The following is a 19,374-nucleotide window of genomic DNA, read 5'->3' on the forward strand; positions in this document are numbered from 1 at the left end:
GTCGTCGCCGGCAGAGAACCGGATCGCTTGCCCCTTACGGCTGATAAGCAGCACGTCGTCAGCGGCGGAGCACTGCTCGGCGCCGATGAGCTCATCGTCCTCGGTACGGAAATTAACGGCGATAACGCCGGCCTGACGAGACGAGTCATAAGCCTTGAGCGCCGTCTTCTTGACCATACCCTTACGAGTGGCCAGGAGGAGGTACTCGGCGCCGTCGTAGGACCGTAGGGTCATGACTTGGGCGATCTTCTCGTCGGGCAGGAAGCTCAGCAACCCAGCGACGTGACCCCCCCTGGCGTCACGACCAGCCTCCGGCAGCTGCCATACCTTGGTGCGATACACCCGACCCATATTTGTGAAGAAGAGGATCCACTGGTGGTTCGTGGTAGTGAATAGCTGTGCCACCTCGTCGTCAGCGCGCAGGCTGGCGCCGCGAACACCCTTGCCACCGCGTTTCTGGACCCGGTACAGGTCAGTGCGGGTGCGCTTGGCGTAGCCGCCCCGGGTAATGGTGACGACGACGTCATCGTCGGGGATGAAGTCTTCCTCGGAAAAGTCCCCATCGGCGGCGATAATGCGGGTGCGACGCTCGTCACCATACTTATCGACGATCTCGGCAAGCTCGGTAGAGATGATCTCGCGCTGGCGGTCCTCGCTAGCCAGAATTGCTTTGTAATCAGCGATGAGGCGCTCGAGTTCTTCAAGTCGGTCGATGATCTTTTGACGCTCCAGGGCAGCTAGACGACGCAACTGCATATCGAGGATGGCGCGAGCCTGAATCTCGTCGATATCAAGCAGTTCCTGTAGGCCGGTGCTGGCGGCCTCAGTGTTCGGGGAGCGACGGATGAGCGCGATGACCTCGTCGAGCATATCGAGGGCCTTGACGAGAGCCCGCTGGATGTGGGCGTCTTTTTCGGCCTGAGCCAGGCGGTACTCGGTACGCCTGCGGATGACCTCCATCTGGTGGTCAATCCAGTAGCTGATGAATTGGTCCAGACGCAAGGTGCGCGGCACGTTGTCCACCAGAGCCAGCATGTTGCAGCCGAAGGTGTCCTGCAAAGCCGTGTGCTTGTACAGGTTGTTCATGACGACACGCGGCTGAGCGTCACGCTTGAGGACGATGACTAAACGCTGACCAGTACGGGCTGAGGAGTCGTCACGGATGTCGGCGATACCGTTGATGCGACCGGAGTTCACCAGGTCGGCGATCTTGGTGGCGAGGTTGTCCGGGTTGCACATATAAGGCAACTCGGTGACGACCAGGCACTGGCGTCCCTTCTTGTCCTCTTCCATGTCGATGACGGCACGCATCGTCACCGAACCGCGGCCGGTGCGGTAGGCGTCCTCGATGCCCTGCCGACCCACAATGAGGGCGCCGCCGGGGAAATCCGGACCCTTAATGCGCTCCATGCACGCCTCGAGCAGTTCCTCGTGGGAAGCATTGGGGTGAGCCAAAGACCACTGCACGGCCTCGTTGACCTCGCGCAGATTATGGGTCGGGATGTTGGTGGCCATGCCCACCGCGATACCTGAAGAACCATTGACAAGCAGGTTGGGGAACCTCGACGGCAAGACGACCGGTTCGGTCTCCTTGTTGTCATAGTTGGGCTGGAAATCGACAGTGTCCTGGTCGATGTCGCGCACCATCTCCATGGCCAGCGGCGCCATCTTGCACTCGGTGTATCGCATGGCAGCCGCACCGTCGTTGCCCTGGGACCCGAAGTTACCCTGACCCTGGACAAGCTTGTATCGCATGGCCCATGGCTGAGCCAGACGCACCAAGGTGTCGTAAATGGCCGAGTCGCCGTGAGGGTGGTACTTACCCATGACGTCACCGACGACGCGGGAGCACTTGTTCCAGCCGCGGTCGGGGCGGTAACCGCCGTCGTACATCGCGTAGATGACCCGACGGTGTACCGGTTTGAGGCCGTCGCGCACATCGGGCAGGGCACGCCCGACGATGACGCTCATCGCGTAGTCGAGGTACGCGTTCTGGATCTCGTCACGAATCTCGACCGGCTGGATTCCGACGTGACGGCCGGTCACCAATCCTTGACGGTCGGCCTGGTTCTGCTCGTCGGGCTTCTCGTCGTCAGCCATGGAGTGTCCTTTGAATAATCAGGGGATGAGGGAATGGGTGCTCAGATGTCGAGGAAGCGGACGTCCTTGGCATTGCGCTGAATGAACGATCGGCGCTGTTCGACGTCCTCACCCATGAGGATGGAGAACATCTGGTCGGCCAGCGCGGCGTCTTCAAGGGTCACCTGGAGCAGCAGACGCTTGTCGGGGTCCATGGTGGTGTCCCACAGGTCTTCGGCGTCCATCTCGCCCAGACCTTTGTACCGCTGGATCGGGTTAACTTGGGGCAGCTTCTTGCCGTGGGTCAGACCGTCTTCGCGCAGCAGGTCGCGCTCTTCGTCGGAGTAGGCGAGCTCGTGCGGGGAGTTCGTCCACCGCAGTCGGAACAGCGGGGGCTGTGCCAGGTAGACGTGGCCAGCGTCAATGACCGGACGCATGAACCGGAACAGCAGGGTCAGTAGCAGGGTGCGGATATGAGCGCCGTCAACGTCGGCGTCCGCCATGAGGATGATCTTGTGGTAACGCAGTTTGTCCAGATCGAAGTCCTCGTGGACGCCGGTTCCTAACGCGTTAATGATCGACTCAATAGTTTCCGAACCCAACGCGCGGTCGAGGCGGGCTTTTTCAACATTGAGGATCTTTCCTCGCAACGGCAGGATCGCCTGAATACGTGGATCACGGCCCTGAGAGGCCGAACCACCAGCGGAGTCGCCCTCCACAATGAAGATCTCGCACTCTTCCGGGCTGGTTGAGGAGCAGTCCTTGAGTTTGCCGGGCAGTGACGTCGACCCCAGCAGGCCTTTCCGGTTACGGGCCAGATCGCGGGCCTTGCGAGCGGCTACGCGAGCCTGGGCAGCGGCTTGTGACTTTCGGACGATGCTCTTGCCCTCATTGGGATTCTCCTCGAACCAGTCCGAGAGCTTCTCATTAAGGGCTTTTTGGACGAAAGATTTGGCCTCGGCGTTGCCGAGTTTGGTCTTTGTCTGGCCCTCGAACTGCGGCTCGGTGAGCTTGATGGAGACGACGGCTGTCAGGCCCTCGCGGATGTCGTCACCGGAAACGCGATCCTCACGCTTCTTGATGAGTCCCCAAGTCTCACCCCACCGATTAACGGTGTTGGTGAGAGCGGCACGGAAGCCTTCCTCGTGAGCTCCGCCCTCGATGGTGTTGATGGCGTTGGCGAAAGTGTGGACGCTGGTGGCGTACGAGGTGTTCCACTGCATCGCAATCTCCAAACCCATACCCTCCTCGGGACGGTGGGACTCCAAGGAGATGATGGTGGGGTTGATGACGTCGCGGGTCCCCGTGAGGAATCGGACGTAGTCCTTAAGCCCCTCCTTATAGAGGAAGTCCTCGTGAACCGGGTTGCCGTCCTCATCAGCGTGGTCGGCACGGCGGTCGGTGAGCACGATACGCAGACCCTTATTAAGGAAGGCCATTTCACGGAAACGGTTCGACAAGGTTTGGTAGTCGAAAACGATGGCATCGAAGATCTCGTCGGAGGGCTGGAAACGCACCGTGGTGCCTTCGTGATCGTCGGGGCCGAGTGCCTCAAACTGCTCCAGCGGACCGTCAGGCTCACCGAGGCTGAAGGACTGAAGCCAGTGGTAGCCGTCTCGTCGGACCTCGACGATGAAGTGGGCCGCTAGAGCATTAACAACCGAGGAGCCGACGCCGTGTAGACCACCGGAGACCTTGTAACCGCCGTTGCCGAACTTACCGCCGGCGTGCAGCTTGGTCAGTACCAAAGTGACGGTAGGGATGTGTTCGACGGGGTGCTCCTTGACGGGAATCCCTCGCCCGTTATCGGTAACCTGGCACCAGTTATCGTCGAGTAACTCAACCTGGATGGTGTCGCAATAACCGGCCATCGCCTCGTCGACGGAGTTATCGACAATCTCATAGACGCAGTGATGCAACCCGCGCTCCCCAGTAGAGCCGATATACATGCCGGGACGCTTACGAACGGCCTCCAAGCCTTCTAAGACGGTGATTTGACCGGCATCGTAGGAACCGTCGACGGCCGTCGGGGGAAGCTCTGAGTCCAGACCATCAGGATGATCGGTAGCATCAATGAGAAGGTCCTCGGGGGTGTCCCCGTCGGTCACGGACTCGGGCATCTCGGGCTGGCTCACGGGCAATGCGCTCCTGTGTCTCTATAGAGGTCACGGTGACCTCCGGGTCTGGCGTCCCCGTCGGATGTCATGAACTAGCGGGGAGCCCAACGATCCGATACTACCGCAAGCCCGCGCGGCACTGAACACCCGAACCCGCGAGATGGACGTTGAGGGGGCCTGTGAGCGATTCGACCCCCTCACCCGACTACCGGTACCGAGTGGGGGGTCACGACGTCAGCAGCGTTATGCCACCTTCCATTCAGGAGTCCCCTACCCCAGCACTTGCCAGGAATCCACGTCCTTGACCAGTCACTTTCACCTCGTCCCCGGCAGGCAACCAGACGGATTGGCCACGGCTTAATTCGCAATCGTCAGTACCGCAGTGGGCCACTAACTGGCCCTCTGTTACAAGAAGAATTCGCCCTAGTTCGGTAGCAGGAAGGTCGAGGACATCATTGTGCCCTTCAAGCCCCCAAAGCCGGAATTCCGGGAACGTAGTGTGATACACGCCGACTCCTGGAGATATTTGCTGAGCATACTCACCAACGCACGGCTCAGGAGTCATGTTGGCGTGGTCTAATAAGGCCTTGACGTCGATGTACTTGCTCGTCAGACCACCACGCAAAACATTGTCAGAATTAGCCATAATTTCCACACCAGTGCCACCAAGATAGGCGTGCATACTTCCGGCGCACAGGTGAATTTGCTGACCGGGAGCCAATCGCACCCGGTTCATCAGCAGAGCGACAAGAATGGACGGGTCTCCGGGATGGTCCTCCCACAGCTCGACGGCGGTGGTGGCTAGGCTGCGGACGTCTTCATCTGCACCGTCATTGAGGTAGGCGCGAGAGGCAGACACGACCCTTTTGACGACCGGAGTCACATCGTCGTCACCTGACAGCACTGCCGCCACGAGCGTGGCCAGGCCATCGTTTTGGCTCAGTGGTGTCAGCACCTCGTTCAGTCCATCGACTTCACCCAGACCCGATAGCAATACCAGGGACGAGGATGGATCGCGGAACCCACACAGGGCATCGAAATCAGTAAGGGCGACGATCATCTCGGGCTTGGGCCAGTCGTCACGAAAGATACGGTTGGGGGCATCAAGGGGAACCCCTGCTTCGTTCTCGGCGGCGAACCCCTTCTCGGCCTGTTCCCGTGAAGGGTGAGCCTGGATACTCAGGGCATGATTGGCAGACAGGATTTTCAGCAAAAAAGGCAGACGGTCACCGAAGGCCTCGCGGCTCCCAGCTCCCAGCTCGTCGGGGTGATGTGTCAACCACTGATCCAGAGGTGTGCCGTCCGGTAGGGCCGATGGAGCTTTGGGGTGGGCTCCCAGCCAGTACTCGGCCCACGGGGTGCCATCGGGTCTAGTCCCAAGGATGGCGGGAATGGCGTCAGCGGATCCCCAGTCGTAATGCTGGACCTGTCCTGTCAGTGCACGCATGGTTAGATTTCATCACGTTGGTTGGGCTCGAGTCACCTAGGTGAGGACAGTCCCGACGATTGTGAGTACCACGACTTCCACGACGACGCGAAGTACTTAATGGGATCAACAAGACTGACACAGTAACCAAGGAACCGACGAAAAACACTGTCTTCCTCATGACAACTCCAATTTTTGATCGATGTAGATCACACCTCGATCAAGAGGACACATCCACCGAAATTCTGCATCCTCGTCACCCCATGAGACACTCTGTACACTGCCAAAAGCCATTCGCCACAGAGGTCCTAGGTCTCACGAGTTACCACCTAGATACCTGTGACCATAACAAGGCTACGTCCACACGATTACCCCAACCTCTGCCGCGTCATAGCCTCGGCTCGTAATCCCAGGTATGCCAAGGTATTGATGGGGCAACTCTCCTCAATAGAGCGAGATCTATCGCACCTGCCGTACAATCTTACGGATTCAACCTGAGCCTAAGGCAACAGGTTTTAATGTATGACGATGAAAGGCTCGGGTAGAGGTGTCCTTCAAGGGATGACAAAAATGACAAGATGACCGACCGGGAGACGGCCCAAGAAGGAGTGCGTGCACTCTTGCGACTGTCCGTTGAGGATCCTTCGAGGGAGGGGCTTGAGGACCCGCTCGCTGACCGATTCTTGGGCTTGGTGCGACAGTCGTGAGAAAGCAGGTAATAGGGAAGAGCCTATCCGGCTCTTTGGCGAACGCCGTGTCGGCTTCAGGGCGACTCTTCACCGTCTGCATGGTTCTGGGGGTGATGAGGTCCTTCATGGAGAACCTCGGTTTAAATAGGTTCCAAGCCGTGCTGGACCAAGTATCTCATAATCATGTAAGCGTCATGACAGTTGCAGTCTACGGCGGCTTGACCGTTGACGCCTGTGTAATTGCATATTTGGACGAGATCCCTAAGACTAAACTCAGACAGGGGATTTATTATCACTTCAAATTAGAAGCTATGAAGAAGGCCACGTTGGTCGACTTCTCATCTGCAAAATCCTACGGTACCGGTGCTCTATTGCAGAGAATTGAGGCGGGGGCCAGCGCGGGGCGGCAGATGATCTGCGATTTCTGGCTGCGGGCGCTGCGTGAAGTGCTTCCAGATATCATTTTCGGCTTGTAGTTCATCTCACGGATGGATTTCAGGATCGCTCTGGCGGTTCTTCTGGGTTACGTTGTCCTGCTGGCTACCACTAACCTCATGCTACGCCGCCTCTACGCACTAAAGCGAAACGCGGTGGTCGACGACGAGCTCATCAACCGGAGTATAAGCCGCATAATCATGGAGTTCGTCTCCGTGAGGATCCTGGGTCTGGGTAGCCGAGAGCTGGCTAAGACTCGTCGTTTATGTTCCGAAAACACCAACCGCAGCGCCAAAGTAGTGGCGACTCACGAATTTTTCTTCGCCTTCTTTGCACTCCTCATAATCATAGCCAAAATTGCCACCATTGTTTTGTTTTCGTTCGGAAAGTTGAGTTTAAGCGTCGGTGGTCTCGTGGCTCTATTGCTTTATATGGACCGGGTATACAACCCAATCACGATCCTGAATGTCCTTTACGTACAGTACAAGCTCGACAGGGTATCGCTGGAACGGCTCGAGCAATTTCTTCTCTTGCCTAATGATGAGGGACTTACTGGGGGCGGCATGCCGTCTGATGCTGGGGCTTTTGCGACCGACCATCGGAGACGTTCGCGTCAACGGTATCAGCACGCGCGATCTAGACCTGAACCAGTTCTACGAATCTGTGGCGTACGTATCCCAGGATCCACCCGTATTCGATGGCACAATTCGTGAAAACCTGCTGCTGCAAGATACCCAGGACGACAAACGTGCCCTAGAGGTATTGAACACCCTTGGGCTCGGTGAATTTTTAGAACGTGGTAGAGGACTCGATAGCGAGGTCGGGGAAAGAGGTTCCATGGTATCTGGGGGTGAGCGACAGCAGCTCGCCATTGCCAGGATCCTCATTCACCCTAAGCCGCTCATCATCTTAGACGAGGCTACGTCCGCCATGGATAGCATTTCTGAGGAGCGGTCCATGGCGGTGATTCAACAGGTTGCGTCAGACAGCATCTTGATCATCGTGTCGCATAAGTTGAAGACGTTGGCAACGGCGGACGAGATCATCGTCTTGGAGTCCGGACAGCTTACTGAACGTGGCCCACTAGCAGAGTTGGTTAACGATGATGGAGTTTTCAACAGACTTTGGGAAAGGCAGTAGACCATGGACGAAGTCCAGTCATGTTGACCGTGACTACTCAGTCAACATGACTGGACTTCCACCTCATCCGTAGGTATCTCGCGGCCCTCTTCCCGGTACCGACCGAGGCCCATGCTTCCAACTGGGAGCACTTGGCCCCTCAATAACGACCCTAGTAACGGTCCCCTCCCCCAGACGACGATTGAGCTCGGCCACCAGCTGAGGCGCAATGGTGCGCAAAGACGTCGCCCACACCGTCGCCTCGGTCCGAACTGTCAGCACTGTGCCCTGGTACTTAACCGGGCGCGAATGTTCCGCATTCGTCGGACCAACCAGTTCGGGCCAGCGCGAAAGCACCAGATGTAGATTGACCTGACGACCCCATCCCTTAGATTGCACTAGATGGGTGAAAGCGTCGCCAAGGGCCATCGGATCGCGACCATCAGCCTTAGGACCGGACCATGATGGGGTACTGGGGCGACGACGACGTTTCCTCGCAGCGGAACGTCGAGGTGGCGGCAGCAAAACCTCGCCATCATCGTCATGACGCGGGGTTCCTGCCGGTTCACCACGAGCGGCTCGAGCAATAGCCAGGGCAACGTCGACACCCTCGTCATCATGATCAGCCGCCAGGCGACGATCTTCCTCGGTCGGACCTTCGTCAAGGCCGTCAGTCATCGTTATTCCCCTCATAGGCCAGCACCTGACCACCCCCGACGTCGAACCTCTCCCCGCGCAGAATCTCGGGAACATCCGAGGCTACCGCGGCCGTCACTAGCACCTGATCAGCCTGCACTACCGACGATGCCAGTCGGTCTCGACGCGTCGCGTCAAGCTCAGCGAAAACATCATCAAGCACGAGAACGGGTTCAATACCGTCATCACGCAGAAGCTGGAAAGACCCCAATCTCAAAGCCAGAGCCAACGACCATGATTCGCCGTGGGAGGCATACCCTTTAGCCGGCATTTCTCCGATATGCAAGATGATGTCGTCACGTTGCGGGCCGACGAGGGTAACGCCCCGGATGAGCTCGTCAGCACGTCGTTTCGCCAAAGTGTCCAGAAATCGGTTTGCGAGCTCCTTGCGGTCGATCGGTGTGGAACTCTCCCTTTCTTGCGGAGGCGACCACAGACCCTCAAGATCGATCGTGGACTTATACGACGCAGTGGTGAGGTCATTCACTGGGGCAATCTCGCGGTAGGCGGCCGAAGTCAACGGCATGACAGCCGACAGAGTATCGAGCCGAGCCGAAAGTAGTTCAGCACCGATGGTAGCCAGCTCGTTGTCCCAGATGTCCATCGTCGCACCGATCTCAGCTCCCGCCGATCGCCCCTTTCCGGACAGGGATTTGAGTAAGGCGTTGCGCTGCTTGAGGACCCGCTCGTAATCAGACTTCACCGCGGCCATCCTGGGCCACCGCGTCACCACTAGGCCATCGAGGAACGCTCGACGATCCGACGGATCACCGCGCACCACTGCCAGGTCATTAGGCGAAAACACCACAGTCCTCAACACCCCGAGAATGTCCCGCGGACGGGTTAACGGAGCTCGATTAATACGCGCCCGATTGGCACGTCGCGCATTAATCTCGACCTCCAGCAGCAAGCTGCGGGCGTCGTCGGTCCCGGCACGGACCCGGCCTCGTACGACCGCCTGGTCGGCTCCCAGCCTCACCAGCGGGGTGTCATTGCTGACGCGATGCGACGACAACGTTGAAAGGTATTCCACCGCCTCAACGAGGTTCGTCTTCCCTTGGCCATTAGAGCCAATGAAGGTCGTCGCCCCTGCGGCCATGGGGACATCGGCACGGACATAGGAACGGAAATCAACCAGTTCGAGGCGCTCAACGAACATCCGGACCCCCTCCGACCACATTCAGGCCGTCCGAGCCAGGTTACCGGACAGACATGTTCACAGCCACGGTCTGCCATGTAGGACGGTGCATCCAGGTGGCAGCAACGGGTCATCCCCACTGCGAATAGCGTCAATAACGGCTTCCGGCTCGGCTAATGGGCCAACCTCATCCCCTCCCCAGGTCGACGCGCAGCCCTGTCCGGTACCGACGAGATGGAATGTCGGCTCACCATTGACCACCGGCCCAGTGACAACGACGAGGCTACCGTCAACGACGGCCGCCAAGTCCGCGTCAAGAACCCGCAAAAGATCTTCCGAACCATGGTCGCAGGCATCACAAGCGCAATCCGGGATGATGTCGAAGGGATCGGCATCCGAGGTGGCGGACAGCCCGACAAAAGGAACCTGGTCAAAAGTCACCACCGACACGTACAGAGGCAACGTGTCGCTGTGAGGGCTTGACCACCGCTGCTGCAACCGGCCCCGACCTTTGGCCATGGTGTCGACGTCAACGTCACACAGTTTCGCAAGAACCGTCTGCCACGCCTGCAAGCGCAGCATGAGGACGTGGTACCTCTCAGGGTCAGTGACCCTGCTGTACTCCTCCTCGGCAGCAACGGAATGATCAGCGTGCGGATTCGACCAGGAAGGCGCACCGAGGGCATCGAAGACGCGGTTAACCCCAGTCCTGACGTCAGCGATGGTTGTCATGGGACCAGTGTGGCAATCCCCCTAGCAAGGCCATTTGGCACCCCATGGCACTTGCCTATCAAGGGCAGTGCTATAGCCCAATACAAGTATGCTTTATGGGGCTATCGAGCAAGACTCTTCGTGACGCGAAGCTACCTCAGGAGGGCAATCTCATCAGCATGATGACGTGACGGTAATCCGTCTCCGGCTTGCCGTCGAAGTCATTGAGACCAGTCACCAGGCAAGGCTTGCCAGGAGCGGTGAAAGAGAAGTGGACGTAGGGGGTATCCAGGGCACCAAGGGCGTCAGACAGATAATGCGGGTTGAACCCTGCCGCGGTAATAGTGGGCTCCCCGTCAACGTGGTTTGTAACAACAGCCTCAATGGCCTCAGAAGCTTGAGCCTGGTCGCCCGTGGCCGCTGACAAGGCGACCGAGTCGTCATTAATGACCATCCGCAGCGGAGTGTTGCGCTCAGCAACGAGGGAAACGCGACGCACCGAGTTGATGAGCTCATCGGTACGAGCCCGCACCGAACGAGTGGCCTTGATGTCCATGAGGTGACGCACTTTAGGGAATTCCCCACTTAGCAAGCGAGTGGTCATGCGACGCACACCGTTGGCCCCGTCACCTTCAAAACCGACAAGACCTTCACCACTGTCGCCCGAAGAAAGGTTCATGGTGACGTGCTCGCCAGAGGTCATCGAGCGCGCGGTTTCATTGATGACCTTAGCCGGCACCAAAGCAGTAGCCTCAGCGTCGGTGGCGCTGGGATTCCAGGTGATTTCCTTGAGAGCCATCCGGTAACGGTCTGTAGCCAGCAGCGAGAGGGTCTCCCCGTTGATTTCGACGCGCACACCCGTAAAGACCGGCAATAGCTCATCACGACCAGCAGCCACGACGACCTGAGCGACAGCCCTGGAGAAAACACTGGCGTCAACAGTGCCCGTTGCTGCAGGCATTTGCGGCAGATCAGGATACTCATCAACAGGTAGGGCCTGAAGGGTAAAGCGAGCAGATCCGCACACCAGATCCATCTTGGCGGGGTCCGTCGTGATCTGAACCGGCTTGTTAGGCAAGCTACGAGCAATATCAGCAAGCAGCTTGCCAGAGACAAGAGATTCCCCCGGCTCGTCAACCTGAGCGGAAAGGGTAATTTGTGCGCTGGTCTCATTGTCGGAGGCCGACATCACCACCGAGTCGCCCTCAGCTCGCACGAGCAGTCCAGCCAAAATCGGCACTGTCGGCCGGTTCGGCAGACTGCGAGCAGCCCAGGCGACAGCTTCGGCCATGACATCGCGTTCCAGACGGATTTCCACTGCGTCCCCTTGATTTGGCGTCTCGCACTCCATGGTGCCTGCATGCTGATCATATCCATGCTTGCCGACCGTTGGCACGCCCATGGTGATGTCGACGTCAAGAGTTCTCTTGGTAGTGGATCTTCTTCCCGTGTTAGAGCGGTGTGCGGCAGCGAGGCCTTGTCCCCAAATCCACACCCACAGACTTGTGAGAGATGGAGATGTATGTCTTTTCTTCGTACTCGTAACCCCTGTGGAACTTGTGGATAACTGCCAAACTCCCTTGTCAGCAACGTTTTGTGGCAGTGGACGACGACGTGGACTAGATGTGCGTGCTGGTGGGGTGGCTGTGGATATAGGAAGTTGTCCCACCGTTATCCCCTGGCTGTCCACTGGTTTTCCACATATGGGTGTGGGGATAGGTGTCACGGGGCGGGCTTGTGCCTAGCTCAACGACACAGGTATAGCTGTCACCGTAGGCTGCGGTTCAGCTCAGTACTGCTTGATGCGGTTGGTGATCTCAGAGACCTGATTGAAGATCTGACGCTGCTCCCCCATGAGGGCGCGAATCTTGCGGTCAGCATGCATGACGGTGGTGTGGTCCTTGCCGCCAAACTCGGCGCCGATCTTGGGCAACGAGAGGTCAGTGAGCTCGCGGCACAGGTACATCGCAATTTGTCGGGCTGTGACAAGGGTCTGAGCGCGGGAGGTGCCTAAAAGATCGTCCGCAGAGATGTCGAAGTAGTCGGCGGTCTCCGCGATAATGCGCTCTGGTGTCACCGGGGTCTCGCGACCTTCCGGGATGAGGTCCTTGAGGACGACTTCAGCCAGAGAGATATCCACCGGTTGCTGATTGAGGCTGGCAAAAGCCGTCACCCGGATGAGGGCTCCCTCGAGCTCACGGATATTGGTTTGGATACGGCTAGCGATGAACTCCAGCACGTCCGGCTCGACGGTGATCTTCTCGGCCGCAACCTTGCGCCGCAGGATGGCGATGCGAGTCTCTAGATCTGGAGGCTGGATGTCAGTAAGCAGACCCCATTCAAACCGGCTGCGCAGACGCGGCTCAAGGGCCTCCAACAGCTTAGGCGGCCGGTCAGAGGTCATGACGATCTGCTTCTGGGCGTTGTGAAGAGTATTGAAGGTGTGGAAGAACTCTTCCTGGGTTTGGATCTTCGACTGCAAAAACTGGATGTCGTCAACTAGCAGGACGTCAACATCGCGGTAAGAGCGACGGAACTCCGTGGTGCGGTTGGTGCCGATGGCGTTGATGAAGTCGTTGGTGAGTTCCTCGGTAGAGACGTACTTCACTTTGACGTTGTCGTAATACGACATGACGTAACGCCCGATGGCATGCAGCAGGTGGGTTTTCCCTAGCCCAGAGCCGCCATAGATAAGCAGCGGGTTGTACGACTTTCCAGGGGCCTCGGCAACCGCGACTGCGGCGGCGTGAGCAAACCGATTAGATGCACCGATGACGAAGGAATCGAAGGTGTACTTCGGGTTGAGTCGGTTGCCTTCGTCATCGTCGATAGTGGTGGTGGGCCGAGCAGAGGGTTTAGTGACTCCGACGGTGACCTTGGGGACGAACTGGGCAGGTGGAACCTCTTCTTCCTCGTCCTCATGGTCAGGAGCACCAAGAGCCAATTCCAGATCGGGATCGATGGTGATGGCTAGGTGGATGGCTTTGTGAAAATGGTCAGAGAGGAGTTCTTCTAGTTCGTAACGCATCTTTGATTCAAGACGGTCACGGGCAAATTCGTTGGGAACGGCAACCATCGCCGTAGAAGAGTGCATCGTCACCGGGGTAGTGTTGGATAACCACGCGCGATTAGGTTTCGAAACCTTCGTAAGGATGTTGGTCCAAGCTTCATTGAGGGCCTCAGTGGGATCATTATCAGCCGACTGTGAACTCATCGGCGGGGGCAATACAGCATCCGGATGGATCGGCGCGGGACGAGGGTGGTCGGCGTCGCCGAACGGTGTGTCGGACATTCCACCACCTGTTCTCTAGAAGTTGTCGAGAGTTGTCCACACAGTTTTCCACAGTCGGTGTGACAAGCTACCCACGATGTACCACTCCCCTGAACGCTAGTGAGTCCTTGGCTCATCCGCAACCGGTTTGAGTGGCTTGCCAAGCGGGTCAAATGACTACACAAATGTGGTTTCATGGGTGTCACTTGATGGTCTGGCGGCGCAGGGTCATCAGTTTGCCGATAGCGACTCCGACAACGTAGAGTTGTTAAGTCGCTGTCTTCAGCGTCTACTTCCCCTGCGCCCATCCGGGCGCCCCGGAGGGACCGGCTCGCGTCGATCCCCCGGGTGATCCCCAAGACACAAGGGAGAACATCCCCGTGAAGCGCACTTTCCAGCCCAGCAATCGTCGTCGTGCCCGTAACCACGGCTTCCGTTCCCGCATGAGCACTCGCGCTGGTCGCAGCATCCTCGCTGCTCGCCGCCGCAAGGGTCGCGTCAACCTGTCGGCCTGAGTTTTTATGCTGCCTGCCCGGTCGCGGATGCACCGTCCCGGTGACTATCGTGCCGCGGTCCGCGGAGGCGTCAGGTCGGGTCGTCCTACTCTTGTCGTTCACGCCGGACGACACGCGCAATTCAGGTTCGACTCAGCTGATAAGACCGAGTTATCCACAGCACCTGTGGGTAACTGTGGTTCTGGTGAACCATTAGTGTCAACGACGACTTCCCGATCTGACCTTGACGTTACGCCGCGGGTCGGTTTTGTCGTGTCCAAGACCGTGGGCAATGCCGTGACACGTAATCGGGTCAAACGTCGACTGCGTCACCTCTGCCGTCCTCTCGTGGATGAGCTCGAGGATGGCACCGTGGTCGTCGTGCGAGCTCTACCGGCTGCAGCGACCCAACCTGATCGGGTTGCCAAGGATCTCGACGGGGCATGGCACCAGGCATTGCGGAAACTGCGATGATAGCTGCGGCGATTCCCTCACGGCACCCGAACGACGACGGTGGCGTATGGGCAACGGTGCGGCGTTTTCGTCCCCTTACCTGGCTAGCTATTGGATTTGTCAAAGGGTGGCGAGCCCTCATCTCGCCGCTCTACGGGGATGTCTGTAAGTACCAACCCAGTTGTTCGACGTACGGCCTGCGGGCGTTACAGGTGCACGGGGTCTTTCGCGCGACGCCGATGATCATCTGGCGGATTCTGCGATGTAATCCATGGTCCCACGGTGGGTACGACCCAGTGCCGGGCACCCCCGAGGCAAGGCAATGGCGTGAACTCCATCCGGAAACTGCGCGCTCAAAGAATGAACCGATTCACGATCTGACGGACGATAATCCCAGGGATCACGAACCGGCCCTACGAAAATCCATCCCCGGATACACCGATCCGGGGAGTACCCACACGGGTACCCCTTCCCACACCCGAGGTGAGAACTGATGCTCAACCCGCTGGTCATACTTAGCCTGGGCGGCGCCCTGCACACGATGGGTCACGCCATCATGGTGCCGTTGTACTGGGCAGTGTCCGGCCTGCTCGTCCTCTTCCATTACCTGTGGTCGCCGCTGTTCGGCCGCGACTCCGGTATCTCGTGGACGTTAGCCATCGTCTGTCTGACGATTTTCATTCGTTTGCTGCTGGTGCCGTTGTTCGTTAAGCAGATCAACTCTGCGCGATCGATGCAGCTTATCCAGCCGAAGATGAAAGCCATCCAGGAAAAGTACGGCGACGACAGGGAACGTGCCGGCCAGGAGATGATGAACCTCTACCGCGAGGAAGGGGTCAACCCGGCGGCGTCCTGTCTGCCTGTGTTGTTGCAGATGCCAATCTTTCTAGCGTTGTTTCGTGTGCTGGACGGCGCTTCCCGTGGTATCCCCCGAGGTCACTTCTTCGCTAAAAACCCTGGCCTGATGGAATCCCTGCAACATGCCAAGTTCTTTGGCGCTGAGTTGGCTGGTCGGTTCCTCCCCATGAACAACGGATTCGGTGGCACCCAGGTCGTCGCTCTTGTTCTCATCATCATCATGGTGGCGACGCTGTTCTACACCCAGCTTCAGCTGATGCGGAAGAACATGCCTCCGGAATCGCTAACCGGCCCCATGGCCCAGCAGCAAAAGATGATGATCTACCTCTTCCCACTGATGTACCTGTTCAGTGGTGTGAGCTTCCCGATCGGCGTCATGCTCTACTGGTGTACCTCGAACCTATGGACGCTAGGCCAGCAGGAAATCCTTATCCGTAACAACCCGACACCAAATACCCCGGCCTACATCGATTGGCGCGAGCGCATGATCGCCAAAGGCAAGGATCCCGACGAAATCGAGCGTGCTCGTCGCGAGAAGCGGCGTCGCAAAGTTGTTGCCCCCACCCCGGTAGCCACTATCGAAGATAGTGAGAAGCCGATGGTGGCCCGCCAAGGAGTGACCCGTCAAACGGTCCGCAAGGATGCCAGTGGTGGTCGTCAGGTGGTCCGTCGCCAGCAGCCTGCTAAACAGACGCGAGCCCAACGTAAGAAGTAAAGACCCCTGGGGCCTGTCCCGAACCATGAGTTGATCTTTTGAGAGGTAACAGATGAGCGAAAGCAGCGAGCGCAGTGAGGAGCTCGACGTCGATCAAGTCGAGGATTGCTGCAACCTCGATCCTGAGGAGATTGAGGCTGACGACGTCGAGTCGGAAGATTCCGATGACAATGACAGCGACGGCGCTGAAAACGATGACGAGGAGACCGGCGACCCTCTAGATGAGGAGGGTGACATCGCAGCCGATTACCTTGAGGAACTCCTCGACATCGCAGACCTAGACGGCGACATCGATACCTATGTGGAAAGTGGCCGAGCCCACGTTTCCATCGTCACGGATTCGCAGACCCTAGTTGGCAAAGATGGCAAGGTTCTGGAGGCTTTGCAAGAGTTGTCGCGGCTGGCCGTTATGACTGAGGTCGGGCACCGTTCCCGCCTCATGCTTGACATCGCCGGGTATCGGGAGTCACGTCGCAAGGATCTCGTGGTCTTGGCGACCGAGGCGATTCAATCGGTTAAAGAGACCGGCGAACCGGCTCATCTTGCCCCGATGAATCCCTTCGAACGCAAGATCGTCCATGATGCGGTCGCCGCAGCTGGGCTCGTCAGTGAATCTGAGGGTGTCGAGCCTAAGCGCCATGTGGTTATCACCCAGGAGCAGTGATGAGTGATTGAGGAGGGCCCGGTGAGTAACCGGGCCCTCCTCTTTGTGCCAGTCTTCTTCGCGTCTGGTGTTAGCTGTCCCCGTCCGTATGCCCAACGGATGGCGACCGCAAGGTGTGTTGAGAAGTGGCAAAGTTGGGCTGACAACGTCGTTAGACGTGAGGCGGTTTTCGTTGGAGACGAGATAATCACGGCGTTATAGTTTGAAGAGTGCCGATCTCTGCTCGCTCTATTTCCGTCTCCACGATGCTTGAGTTCATTGCGGCTCGAGGGTCAGCCTCCTTCCTGCAGACCCCCGCATGGGCACGGGTGAAGTCAGAATGGCGGGGTGAACGAGTAGGTTTCTATGACGGTGACGAGCTCACCGGCGTTGGACTGATCCTCTACCGAAAGCTTCCCAAACTGCCCCGTTACTTGGCTTATCTGCCGGAGGGGCCGGTTCTCGACTGGTCTCGCGACGATATAGCCGAGCACTTCGACGCGCTGGTGACCCACGTCAAGAAGCGTCAAGCTTTCGCGGTACGTATCGGACCGGCCGTCGTGCACCGTATATGGGGAACCAAAACCATCAAAACCGCTATTGCTGACGACAACATCACCTCGTTAACCGAGGTTGAGCCGGACATCGTAACTCCCGAAGGGGAACACGTCGTGTCGGTACTCAAGCAGGGCGGATGGATCACTGACGAAACCGGTCACGGGTTTGCTGCTGGTCAGCCGCAGTTCAACTTTCAGCTTTCGTTGCGCCACGAGGACGGCACTCAGAAATCCGAGGACGAGCTCCTCAAGGGCATGAATCAGCTGTGGCGGCGCAATATCAAAAAAGCTGCCAAATTTGGCGTTGAAGTGAAACTTGGCACCCGTGACGACCTGGCGCGTTTCCATAAGGTCTACCTGGAGACTGCTGAGCGCGACGGATTTACCGGTCGCCCGCTGGAATATTTCGAGCATATGTGGGATGTTCTCAATGCTGAGGAAGAAGGCCGTATGAAGGTCTTTCTCGCTGAACACGAAGGCGACGTTGTTGCTGCAACTACCTTTGTTACCGTCGGTGAGCACGCCTGGTATTCCTATGGCGCATCGACCACGGCCAAGCGGGAAGTGCGTGGCTCAAACGCCATCCAGTGGGCCATGATTCGCACCGCCAATGAGGCTAGATGTGCGGTTTACGACATGCGTGGCATCGTCGCTGGCGTGGGTGCTAACGACCCCGAGATTGGCCTCATCCAGTTTAAGGTTGGTAGCGGTGGCCAGGCAGTGGCCATCCCGGGTGAGTGGGATAAGCCCATCAACCCGATCCTCTATAAGGCTTTTGACCTCTACATGAAACGACGCTGACATGCTTAAACTCACTATCGACGCTCAACGGTGGCGCAACCACCTGACGGCCTTTGCGAAGTCCTGCCCCGGAATCGTGCCAGTTACGAAGGGGAACGGATACGGCTTCGGGCATGAGTTGCTGGTTCAGGAGTCCCAACGACTAGGAATCGACATTCTTGCCGTCGGGGTAGCCCAAGAGGTGGCGTCGGTCCGTCAGTACGGTTGGGACAAAGATGTCATCGTCCTTAATCCGTGGCGCCCTGGCGACGAAGTAGCCGCCGGCCTGTTGAATGATCCCAAGGTCATTACGACGATTTCGCGGCGTGAGGACATTGCTGCGTTGCGTGACCTCGCGCCGAGCGCGTCGATTTTGGTCGAAGTCGAGACGTCGATGCATCGACATGGTGTTCCGGCCGACGAGGTGGCGGCTTTAGATCTCGACGGTTTTGACCTGCGAGGCTGGACTATCCACTTGCCGTCGGGGGCATCTCTGGACGAGGGCCGTGAGATGGCTCGGATTGTTAAGCAACATCCGCTGGCTTCACGAGGTATCTGGTTTTCCCATCTCAGCTGTGACGATTACATCGCGTTATCGAAAAAACTGGATGTTCCAGTGCGGATGAGGGTCGGTACTCGCCTGTGGTTGGGTGATGCCAATGCTTACCGTGTAACAGGGACTGTCCTTGACGTCCGCTGGCTACCGAAGCGGACTCCAGTGGGTTATCACCGTGTCAAGACTCATGCGGACGGATACATCGTTGTAGTGTCTGGAGGAACTGCGCACGGGGTCGCGTTATCTGCACCGATCTCAGCTCGGTCCCTACGCCAGTGGTTGATTCCTGGGGCCGAGGCCCTGCAGCAAATGGTGGGACGGGTTATTAGCCCGTTTACTATCGCGGGGAAGAAGGCAGTATTCGCTGAACCACCGCATATGCATTCGTCTTTGGTTTTCGTGGGTGGACCTGGGGAACCAACTCACGTTGGCGACGAAGTGCCGGTGAATGTACGCATGACAACGGCGACCTTTGACGAGATTTCGCTGGTGTGAAGTTGGAAAATGAGGTGGCTGTCGAGCCTTGTGACGGTTTCGAGGGCCCGATATGTTTCTTCCCCGTGATTGTGTGTCTTATCCCTGTGTTTGTCTGTCAGTAGGGCTGGCGGGCAGGAGTGTAAGCCTGTGACTGTGTGTC

20 protein-coding genes are annotated in these 19,374 nt (G+C 58.0%); 12 read left to right on the forward strand and 8 right to left on the reverse strand.

Annotation, left to right across the window (positions count from 1 at the left end; all coding sequences use genetic code 11):
- The 3 genes from gyrA to manA form a co-directional block, all read right to left on the reverse strand.
- Positions 1 to 2,100 (reverse strand): DNA gyrase subunit A (gyrA, locus tag ACOYO3_RS00005; RefSeq protein WP_427305702.1); only part of this gene is annotated, 2,100 nt, incomplete at its 3' end.
- A 41-nt stretch (positions 2,101 to 2,141) separates the two neighbouring features.
- Positions 2,142 to 4,199, reverse strand: coding sequence for a DNA topoisomerase (ATP-hydrolyzing) subunit B (gyrB, locus tag ACOYO3_RS00010; RefSeq protein WP_002524569.1), 2,058 nt, complete (start codon positions 4,197 to 4,199; stop codon positions 2,142 to 2,144).
- A 256-nt stretch (positions 4,200 to 4,455) separates the two neighbouring features.
- On the reverse strand, positions 4,456 to 5,643 hold the full coding sequence (gene manA, locus ACOYO3_RS00015) for a mannose-6-phosphate isomerase, class I (protein WP_002515893.1): 1,188 nt from the start codon (positions 5,641 to 5,643) through the stop codon (positions 4,456 to 4,458).
- 557 nt (positions 5,644 to 6,200) lie between these two features.
- Between manA and ACOYO3_RS00020 the strand changes: the two genes are divergently transcribed.
- From ACOYO3_RS00020 to ACOYO3_RS00035, 4 genes are read left to right on the forward strand one after another with little or no spacing between them, the layout of a single operon-like run.
- Positions 6,201 to 6,329, forward strand: coding sequence for a hypothetical protein (locus tag ACOYO3_RS00020; RefSeq protein WP_002522464.1), 129 nt, complete (start codon positions 6,201 to 6,203; stop codon positions 6,327 to 6,329).
- Positions 6,326 to 6,787, forward strand: a complete 462-nt coding sequence (locus ACOYO3_RS00025; RefSeq protein ID WP_002525758.1) for a hypothetical protein — start codon at positions 6,326 to 6,328, stop codon at positions 6,785 to 6,787. Before ACOYO3_RS00020 ends, ACOYO3_RS00025 begins: the two co-directional genes overlap by 4 nt.
- Positions 6,788 to 6,799: 12 nt before the next feature.
- Complete coding sequence (locus ACOYO3_RS00030) at positions 6,800 to 7,459, forward strand: ABC transporter ATP-binding protein (protein ID WP_002524567.1); 660 nt, start codon at positions 6,800 to 6,802, stop codon at positions 7,457 to 7,459.
- Complete coding sequence (locus ACOYO3_RS00035; RefSeq protein ID WP_230615389.1) at positions 7,368 to 7,886, forward strand: ATP-binding cassette domain-containing protein; 519 nt, start codon at positions 7,368 to 7,370, stop codon at positions 7,884 to 7,886. The genes ACOYO3_RS00030 and ACOYO3_RS00035 overlap by 92 nt, the downstream gene beginning before the upstream one ends.
- Before the next feature lie 63 nt (positions 7,887 to 7,949).
- Here ACOYO3_RS00035 and ACOYO3_RS00040 read toward each other — a convergent pair whose 3' ends face one another.
- The 5 genes from ACOYO3_RS00040 to dnaA form a co-directional block, all read right to left on the reverse strand.
- Positions 7,950 to 8,543 carry a DUF721 domain-containing protein gene (locus ACOYO3_RS00040; protein ID WP_002515904.1) on the reverse strand — a complete coding sequence of 198 codons (594 nt, stop codon included), beginning with the start codon at positions 8,541 to 8,543 and terminating at the stop codon, positions 7,950 to 7,952.
- On the reverse strand, positions 8,536 to 9,741 hold the full coding sequence (gene recF / locus ACOYO3_RS00045; RefSeq protein WP_002518554.1) for a DNA replication/repair protein RecF: 1,206 nt from the start codon (positions 9,739 to 9,741) through the stop codon (positions 8,536 to 8,538). The genes ACOYO3_RS00040 and recF overlap by 8 nt, the downstream gene beginning before the upstream one ends.
- A 36-nt stretch (positions 9,742 to 9,777) precedes the next feature.
- The gene (locus ACOYO3_RS00050) at positions 9,778 to 10,431 is read right to left on the reverse strand and encodes a DUF6226 family protein (RefSeq protein WP_002517540.1); all 654 of its coding nucleotides are present in this window, start codon (positions 10,429 to 10,431) and stop codon (positions 9,778 to 9,780) included.
- A gap of 136 nt (positions 10,432 to 10,567) precedes the next feature.
- Positions 10,568 to 11,728: a DNA polymerase III subunit beta gene (gene dnaN / locus ACOYO3_RS00055; protein WP_002517483.1), complete on the reverse strand. Its 1,161-nt coding sequence runs from the start codon at positions 11,726 to 11,728 to the stop codon at positions 10,568 to 10,570.
- A gap of 471 nt (positions 11,729 to 12,199) precedes the next feature.
- Positions 12,200 to 13,702, reverse strand: coding sequence for a chromosomal replication initiator protein DnaA (dnaA, locus tag ACOYO3_RS00060; RefSeq protein ID WP_002525550.1), 1,503 nt, complete (start codon positions 13,700 to 13,702; stop codon positions 12,200 to 12,202).
- 359 nt (positions 13,703 to 14,061) lie between these two features.
- On the opposite strand from dnaA, the gene rpmH reads away from it, so the two are divergent.
- From rpmH to ACOYO3_RS00100, 8 genes are read left to right on the forward strand one after another with little or no spacing between them, the layout of a single operon-like run.
- Complete coding sequence (rpmH, locus tag ACOYO3_RS00065) at positions 14,062 to 14,196, forward strand: 50S ribosomal protein L34 (protein WP_002512704.1); 135 nt, start codon at positions 14,062 to 14,064, stop codon at positions 14,194 to 14,196.
- 6 nt (positions 14,197 to 14,202) lie between these two features.
- Positions 14,203 to 14,649, forward strand: coding sequence for a ribonuclease P protein component (gene rnpA / locus ACOYO3_RS00070; RefSeq protein ID WP_002517419.1), 447 nt, complete (start codon positions 14,203 to 14,205; stop codon positions 14,647 to 14,649).
- Entirely contained in the window at positions 14,646 to 15,122 is a 477-nt protein-coding gene (gene yidD / locus ACOYO3_RS00075; RefSeq protein WP_002522816.1) for a membrane protein insertion efficiency factor YidD, read from the forward strand. The genes rnpA and yidD overlap by 4 nt, the downstream gene beginning before the upstream one ends.
- Complete coding sequence (gene yidC / locus ACOYO3_RS00080) at positions 15,122 to 16,201, forward strand: membrane protein insertase YidC (protein WP_002517397.1); 1,080 nt, start codon at positions 15,122 to 15,124, stop codon at positions 16,199 to 16,201. Before yidD ends, yidC begins: the two co-directional genes overlap by 1 nt.
- Positions 16,202 to 16,253: 52 nt before the next feature.
- A complete protein-coding gene (locus ACOYO3_RS00085; protein ID WP_002517491.1) occupies positions 16,254 to 16,865 on the forward strand; it encodes a protein jag in 612 nt (203 codons plus the stop codon).
- Positions 16,866 to 16,868: 3 nt separating this feature from the next.
- Entirely contained in the window at positions 16,869 to 17,066 is a 198-nt protein-coding gene (locus tag ACOYO3_RS00090; protein WP_002515712.1) for a hypothetical protein, read from the forward strand.
- Positions 17,067 to 17,074: 8 nt separating this feature from the next.
- On the forward strand, positions 17,075 to 18,202 hold the full coding sequence (locus tag ACOYO3_RS00095) for a lipid II:glycine glycyltransferase FemX (protein ID WP_014167370.1): 1,128 nt from the start codon (positions 17,075 to 17,077) through the stop codon (positions 18,200 to 18,202).
- 1 nt (position 18,203) lies between these two features.
- Positions 18,204 to 19,232 carry an alanine racemase gene (locus tag ACOYO3_RS00100; RefSeq protein WP_002517508.1) on the forward strand — a complete coding sequence of 343 codons (1,029 nt, stop codon included), beginning with the start codon at positions 18,204 to 18,206 and terminating at the stop codon, positions 19,230 to 19,232.
- The last annotated feature ends 142 nt before the right edge of the window (positions 19,233 to 19,374 follow it).

This window comes from Cutibacterium sp. KBN10P07758, from assembly GCF_050286205.1.
Taxonomy (GTDB): Bacteria; Actinomycetota; Actinomycetes; order Propionibacteriales; family Propionibacteriaceae; genus Cutibacterium; species Cutibacterium acnes.

Excerpts from the sequence above, each read along its gene's own strand:
- yidD (WP_002522816.1), top strand. The coding sequence starts at position 14,646 with ATGATAGCTGCGGCGATTCCCTCACGGCACCCGAACGACGACGGTGGC.
- gyrB (WP_002524569.1), bottom strand. The coding sequence starts at position 4,199 with ATGCCCGAGTCCGTGACCGACGGGGACACCCCCGAGGACCTTCTCATT.
- manA (WP_002515893.1), bottom strand. The coding sequence starts at position 5,643 with ATGCGTGCACTGACAGGACAGGTCCAGCATTACGACTGGGGATCCGCT.
- ACOYO3_RS00050 (WP_002517540.1), bottom strand. The coding sequence starts at position 10,431 with ATGACAACCATCGCTGACGTCAGGACTGGGGTTAACCGCGTCTTCGAT.
- recF (WP_002518554.1), bottom strand. The coding sequence starts at position 9,741 with ATGTGGTCGGAGGGGGTCCGGATGTTCGTTGAGCGCCTCGAACTGGTT.
- yidC (WP_002517397.1), top strand. The coding sequence starts at position 15,122 with ATGCTCAACCCGCTGGTCATACTTAGCCTGGGCGGCGCCCTGCACACG.
- dnaA (WP_002525550.1), bottom strand. The coding sequence starts at position 13,702 with ATGTCCGACACACCGTTCGGCGACGCCGACCACCCTCGTCCCGCGCCG.
- ACOYO3_RS00040 (WP_002515904.1), bottom strand. The coding sequence starts at position 8,543 with ATGACTGACGGCCTTGACGAAGGTCCGACCGAGGAAGATCGTCGCCTG.
- ACOYO3_RS00085 (WP_002517491.1), top strand. The coding sequence starts at position 16,254 with ATGAGCGAAAGCAGCGAGCGCAGTGAGGAGCTCGACGTCGATCAAGTC.
- rnpA (WP_002517419.1), top strand. The coding sequence starts at position 14,203 with ATGCTGCCTGCCCGGTCGCGGATGCACCGTCCCGGTGACTATCGTGCC.
- ACOYO3_RS00100 (WP_002517508.1), top strand. The coding sequence starts at position 18,204 with ATGCTTAAACTCACTATCGACGCTCAACGGTGGCGCAACCACCTGACG.
- ACOYO3_RS00020 (WP_002522464.1), top strand. The coding sequence starts at position 6,201 with ATGACCGACCGGGAGACGGCCCAAGAAGGAGTGCGTGCACTCTTGCGA.
- ACOYO3_RS00030 (WP_002524567.1), top strand. The coding sequence starts at position 6,800 with ATGGATTTCAGGATCGCTCTGGCGGTTCTTCTGGGTTACGTTGTCCTG.